Here is a 2174-nt window from a genome sequence, read left to right as displayed (position 1 = left end):
GTTAGAGTCGATGCCTGGTATTACCCAGGGCACCTCTCCTTCAGAACTGGGCGTGAGACTTTCACCTCACCCAGCTCCTAGATATCCTCTCCTTTCGGAGTGCTCCAGTGTATCTGTTGATGGCAGCTCTGATGAACTGCTAGTAAGTTCTTTGTTTTCCAGTTGTCGTGGTTTCCATCAATATGATGAAGGTGTACAGACTCGTCTTCTAAGAACTTCAACCCACAGTGTCCACAGGAATGGTTTTGCCTTTTCAATGCTCCCGAAGTAGCATCAGAGTATAACCGAGAGTTACGGTTACTCCAGTACACTAAGTCACCGTCATAGGGTGACTTAGTCCCCCTTACGTTTACGTGTTGGTTCTGTTTGTAGCCAACTTTTGGGAATGCCTTTTTACATAATTCACTGGCCTGATGCCGCTTAATCTTCTTTTCCCTGCGGAATTTCCGATGTGCGGTCTGGTTCAGGAACCATAAGCTATCCCTTGTACTACTCATATCGCAACTATTGTGGTAGTTACGCCATCCGCGAACAATGGGTGCTAGTTTCTCTGCTTTTACTTTGGCACCATAATTCGAGTTGTTGACTACGGTTTTAATCTTCTTACGAATGTTTCTGTGGTTTTCCTCTGAGGGAATACACGAAAACTTTCCGTCTTTTCTGACGCGGAATCTCCACCCCAGGAAGTCAAATCCGTCTGTCGTTTTAGTTAGCTTGGTCTTTTCTTCACTGATTTCCATTCCTCGTTCTACCAAGAAATCCTTGACTTTTTGGAGAATTTTTTCAGCATTGTCTTTTGGCTTGAGGATGAATACCATGTCGTCTGCATATCGCAGGCTGGTGTGTATGTCCTCTATTCCGTTGAGTGCCACATTTGCTAGTAGAGGGCTGACCACACCGCCTTGGGGTGTTCCTTGCTCTGGGAATTCCGGATTGATGCCTGCTTTTAGGCACCTGAAAATCCCCTGTTTTAGGCACGCAGGAGCTATCAATCTATCCATGATTGAGCTGTGTGCGATGCGGTCGAAACATTTCTTTATGTCTAGTTCAATAATTCGCTTATTAATGCCATTTTTGTCTGACCTTAGGTGTAATTGGAGACGCTTTTGCACGTCTTGTGCGCACCTTCCTGTCCTGAAGCCATAACTGTCGGCACTGAATTTAGCCTCGTGGGCTGGTTCCAGTGCGAATTTTGCTAGACATTGCCATGCTCGGTCGGCTATGGTTGGTACCTTCAATATCCGTGTCTTCCCATTCTTTTTAGGGATAGGGATTTCTCGGAGACCACTATGCTTCCAGTCTTGGCCATAGTGATTCAGTTTTTCGGCTAGTTCCATGCGTTCCCTGTAGTTGAGGCTTGACTTTCCATCAACTCCAGCTGTCTTTTTGCCCTTATTTAGCTGGGTCACTTGTCGGACGGCCAGCAGTTGTGCTGAGCGGGATTTCATAATCAGTTTCTGTAGGGACCTGGCTTTCTTCAAGTCACCAGCTCGAACCGCTTTGTACACGCGCTTTTGTAGGCGGAATAAGTTTTGGCGGAGTTTTTTCCACTTCTGACTTTTCCAGAGGTCGCTATATCTATTAGACATGCGTCTACCTATGCTCTCCTTAGAGTTTGTGTATTCTGAATACCCGCAGGCAGTTTCCGCCTGCATCCTACCCGGCAGTGAGGATTGGGTTTGACATAACTTACTGTAGGTACGACCTGTCTACAGACTCATTATTGCTGCCGTTTTTACTTGTTCCATTCATCAGATTGTTATGGTGATTTAGGGCAGTCCACTTTGCCTATTCCCTCCTCAGAGATTACAACTCTCAGCCAAAGAATGTTGTGAGGATAATCGGGAATCAAGTCTCGCATGTACTAGTCAGATTGCGGCTTTTCTCTTAGACACTTTTTCAGGACTTTTGCTACTGTTACCCATGTCACCTCCCCTTTAGCGGCAGTGTCGCACATCTGATTTGCGTCTGATTCCGCCCTGGTGCCAGCTTCACTCTGCTAGGATGTCGCCTGCTCGGTGTGGCCAAGGTAGGGAGTCACTAGTCTCTTCTAGGGGTCGGGTTTGCACCGCCATCCAGATGAATAGTTATAACTCTTTTTGGGGTTTTCCCCGCGAGTTACCTGAGTCATACCCCTCCCGGTGAGGGAGGCTCCTACTCAGAACAAGCCGCAC

The 2174-nt window shown here is 47.0% G+C and carries 1 protein-coding gene; it reads right to left on the bottom strand.

Going from position 1 to position 2174, the window contains the following annotated elements:
• Positions 1-77: 77 nt before the first annotated feature.
• A complete protein-coding gene (locus F6K51_RS36295; RefSeq protein ID WP_293030763.1) occupies positions 78-1589 on the bottom strand; it encodes a reverse transcriptase domain-containing protein in 1512 nt (503 codons plus the stop codon).
• Positions 1590-2174 lie beyond the last annotated feature (585 nt).

Source organism: Moorena sp. SIO3I8, assembly GCF_010692325.1.
Taxonomy (GTDB): Bacteria; Cyanobacteriota; Cyanobacteriia; order Cyanobacteriales; family Coleofasciculaceae; genus Moorena.
This window is presented reverse-complemented; position numbering and strand designations above follow the sequence as displayed.